The 3,636-nt window shown below is 63.4% G+C and carries 4 protein-coding genes; 3 read left to right on the top strand and 1 reads right to left on the bottom strand.

What is annotated here, in order from left to right; genetic code table 11:
* Both VIR09_RS13570 and VIR09_RS13565 read left to right on the top strand, forming a co-directional pair.
* Nucleotides 1-973: amino acid ABC transporter ATP-binding/permease protein (locus tag VIR09_RS13570; RefSeq protein WP_332013336.1), on the top strand; the 973-nt coding region annotated here is incomplete at its 5' end.
* A gap of 54 nt (nucleotides 974-1,027) precedes the next feature.
* Entirely contained in the window at nucleotides 1,028-1,582 is a 555-nt protein-coding gene (locus VIR09_RS13565) for an adenine phosphoribosyltransferase (RefSeq protein ID WP_332013335.1), read from the top strand.
* A 3-nt stretch (nucleotides 1,583-1,585) separates the two neighbouring features.
* Here VIR09_RS13565 and VIR09_RS13560 read toward each other — a convergent pair whose 3' ends face one another.
* Entirely contained in the window at nucleotides 1,586-2,476 is an 891-nt protein-coding gene (locus VIR09_RS13560) for a LysR family transcriptional regulator (RefSeq protein WP_332013334.1), read from the bottom strand.
* Nucleotides 2,477-2,859: 383 nt separating this feature from the next.
* On the opposite strand from VIR09_RS13560, the gene VIR09_RS13555 reads away from it, so the two are divergent.
* Nucleotides 2,860-3,243, top strand: coding sequence for a DUF4148 domain-containing protein (locus tag VIR09_RS13555; protein ID WP_332013333.1), 384 nt, complete (start codon nucleotides 2,860-2,862; stop codon nucleotides 3,241-3,243).
* The last annotated feature ends 393 nt before the right edge of the window (nucleotides 3,244-3,636 follow it).

Below are 3,636 nucleotides of genomic sequence, written 5' to 3'. Positions count from 1 at the left end.
CGGACAGTTCTTCCTGCAGGCCGCGGCCGGCGCCTCGGTGCTGGCCTTGCTCTGGTTCGGCCTGGATACGCTGGAAGCGGGGCGGATAGAAGGCCCCGCGCTGGCCGGGCTGTTGCTGGCGGTCATTGGCATTTTTGAAGTGGCCGGCCCCATCATGCGCGGAGCGTCGCGCATGGGATCGGCCATCTCGGCGGCGGCGCGCATCCGCGAGGTCACGCAATGCGCGCCGGACATGCAGGACCCGTCCGCGCCTCGCGCCTTGCCCGACAGCGGCGTGCTGGAGCTGGATGGCGTGCGCTTTGCTTATCCCGCCCGAGGGGCGGCCGCGAGCCCGCTGGTACTGGACGACGTCAGCCTGCGTGTGACGCGGGGTGAGCGGATCGCCATCGTGGGGCCGAGCGGCGCGGGCAAATCGACCTTGTTGCACTTGCTCTTGCGCCTGGAGGATCCGCAGGCGGGGCAGGTGCGTTTTGGCGGCTGCGACGCGCGCGCTTGCGCGCAGGCCGATTGGCACCGCCGCATCGCGCTGCTCTCGCAGGACGCGCCGGTATTCCTGGGAACCTTGCGCACCAACCTGCTCATCGGCGATCCCGACGCGGATGACGCCGCCTTGTGGCGCGCGCTGGATGCCGCGAGGCTGGGCGATTTTGTGCGCGGCCTGCCCGATGGCCTGGATACCTGGGCGGGCGAGACGGGTTCGCAGCTGTCGGCCGGGCAGGCGCGCCGATTGTGCCTGGCGCGCGCGCTGCTGTCGCCCGCGGCAGTGATTGTGCTGGACGAGCCGACCGCAGGGCTGGATGGCGAGGCCGAGGCGGCATTCTTCACCGACTTGGCTGGCGCCGTGGGGGGACGCGCCGTGGTGCTTGCCACCCACGCAGCCTTGCCGCCGGGGGCGGTCGATCGGCGCTTTGTCTTGCAAGGCGGCCGGCTACAGGAATGTGAATTGTCATCGGGGGCGGCAATCCTGGCTTAAGCGCGGTTGCGAGGTTATAGTTCGCCTTGCTTCAATTCTTCAGGGCCGTCTTCCATGCAGACCGACAACGCCGAGTACATCCGGCGCACCATCCGCAGCGTTCCAGACTGGCCCCAACCCGGTGTCATATTTCGCGACATCACGCCCGTGCTGCAGGATCCGCGCGCGTTCCGGGTGCTTATCGATCTCTTCGTCTACCGCTACATGCGCCAGCGCCTGGACCTCGTGGCTGGCGTGGACGCGCGCGGATTCATCGTGGGCAGCGTGCTGGCTTACGAGCTCAACCTGGGTTTCGTGCCCGTGCGCAAGAAGGGCAAGCTGCCGTTCCGCACGGTGGCCGAGGAATACTCGCTTGAGTACGGCAACGCGTCAGTTGAAATGCACACGGATTCCGTGCGCACCGGCCAGCGCGTCCTGCTGGTGGACGACCTGATCGCCACGGGCGGCACCATGCTGGCCGCCATCAAGCTGCTGCAGCGTTTGGGCGCCAATGTGGTCGAGGCGGCCGCCATCATCGACCTGCCCGACCTGGGCGGCTCCGCGAAGGTCGCCGCCACCGGCACGCCGCTCTATACCGTCTGTCAATACGGAACCGACGCCACCGCGTAGGAGCTACGCGTCCGATAGGCGCGGCTGGATAAAGTCCAGGAACGCCTTGGTCTTGGCCGGCAGCATGCGCGAAGGTAGCAGCGCGAAGAGCGGCAGGGGAGTCAGGCTCCACTCCGGCAGCACCCGCACCAGACCCGCCTGCTTGATGGCGCGCTCCATCGCGTCGAAGACCAGCAGCGGCGTGATGCCCAGGCCTTGACCGGCCAGACGTCCCAGCATGCCGACGTTGTTGGCCGACAGGCGCCCCGACACTTGCACGCGTTCCACCTTGTCGCCCGAATGCAGCATCCAGAAGGATGACTCCTCGCGCATGGTGGGACGCAGGCATTCGTGATGGCTGAGATCCGCCGGTACGCGAGGCTCGCCATGGCGCGCCAGGTATTCGGGCGAGGCATACAGCTGGTGGGCCATCAGCACGATCTTGCGCGAGATCAGGCTGGAGTCCGGCTGCTGGCCGAAGCGCAGAATCAGGTCGAACGGATTGCTGATGGGGTCGATCGGACGCATGCTCAGATCGAAGTCGCACTCGATGTCCGGATGCTGCTCGCGGAATTCGCTGATGACGGCGGGCAGGAACAACTGCGCCAGGCTGGTGGGCTGCGAGATGCGCAAGCGTCCCTTGGGCTGCACCGCCATGTCCAGCAACTGGTCGTGCGCGATGCGCGCTTCTTCCACGATATGCCGACAGCGCTCGAAATAGATGGCGCCGGCCTCGGTCAGGTCGATCTTGCGAGTGCTGCGGTTCAGTAGCCGCATGCCGATGCTGCGTTCCAGTTCACTGACGCGGCGCGAGAGCGTGGATGTCGGAATATTCAAGGCTTCGGCGGCGTGGCTGAAGTTCTTGCGCTTGGCGACTTCGACAAACAGAGCGATGTCGTTAAGCTGGATATCCATGGGGCCCTCGAATTTCAAAATTCCATTTCTGGCAGATTTGTATGATAAATGGAATTATTGTCCCGCCAGCAGAAATGTCTATTCCCGCCACGCTGAGCGGCGCATCCATCACATGACGCGCTCATCTTCCGTTACCTACCTTGCTTGCGCCTGAATGCTGGCAAGGCTTGCGGTTGTTGGGTCCGACGCCGTGTGTGCAGAAAATGCGCAGATTCTGGCGGTTGCAACGCTTAATTGTCCCATCTGTGCAAATATGTTCCCCAAAATAAGGGTTTTTACTAGGCCTGAATCGCCAGATACTTCGTCCCAGCAATCAAATTGTCATATCGCACCTGCCAGCCTGGCAGAAGACGATGTGCAAGGTTTAGGATGGAGTCATCGCAATGAAAGCCCTAGCTACCGCACTCATGGTTACCGCAACGCTGGTGGGTATGTCCGCCGCTCACGCCGATGGCAAGACGCGTGAACAGGTCCAACAGGAACTGCAGGCCGCCAAGGCCGCCGGTCAGGTCACGTTTGGTGAACTGGACTACCCGCCTGTCGCCGCCGAGCGCACCGGCCTGTCGCGTGAACAAGTCCAGCAGGAACTGCAAAGCGCCAAGGCCGCCGGCCAGGTGACCTCGGCTGAACTGGACTACCCGCCCAAGGCCGCCGTGTCGCAAACCGCCGGCAAGACCCGCGAACAAGTCCGCCAGGAATTGGCCGAGGCCAAGGCCCGCGGCGAGTACTCCTTTGGCGAACTGGATTACCCGCCTCAAGGCCGCTAAGCCACCCGGCTGGCAAAGGAAAAAGCCCCTCCCGACGCCGAGGGGCTTTTTTTTGTCCAGCACGGACGGTCCGCGAGCCAAAGCCGATAGTGTCGCGTTTCTGCATCAGAATTGTGCGGGCCAACCAACAACTCTTGTTGGTCTTCAGGACCCCGCAGGAGAATATCCCTGGCCCGTCCGGTATTTTGCGAGCCTTAATTCGCATTTGATATCAACGTGTTAACGCAGGTTTCCAAAGAGAGTAGCTGGTAAGAAGGCCGTCATTATCCCAACCATGGAAAGTAGTTCTTCGAAATCCGGGTTACTTCGAATGGGCGCAGGCTGGACACTGGTTTCAGTGCATGCGCCGCTAACTTGTTCGCAGCGGCACGCAGATTCCCGGCCCTGTGCGCG

It is taken from the genome of Achromobacter sp. (genome assembly GCF_036567245.1).
GTDB lineage: Bacteria > Pseudomonadota > Gammaproteobacteria > Burkholderiales > Burkholderiaceae_B > Achromobacter.
The sequence above is the reverse complement of the archived record's forward strand: the minus strand, read 5'-3'. Positions and strand labels throughout refer to the sequence as shown.

Excerpts from the sequence above, each read along its gene's own strand:
- VIR09_RS13560 (WP_332013334.1), bottom strand. The coding sequence starts at position 2,476 with ATGGATATCCAGCTTAACGACATCGCTCTGTTTGTCGAAGTCGCCAAG.
- VIR09_RS13565 (WP_332013335.1), top strand. The coding sequence starts at position 1,028 with ATGCAGACCGACAACGCCGAGTACATCCGGCGCACCATCCGCAGCGTT.
- VIR09_RS13555 (WP_332013333.1), top strand. The coding sequence starts at position 2,860 with ATGAAAGCCCTAGCTACCGCACTCATGGTTACCGCAACGCTGGTGGGT.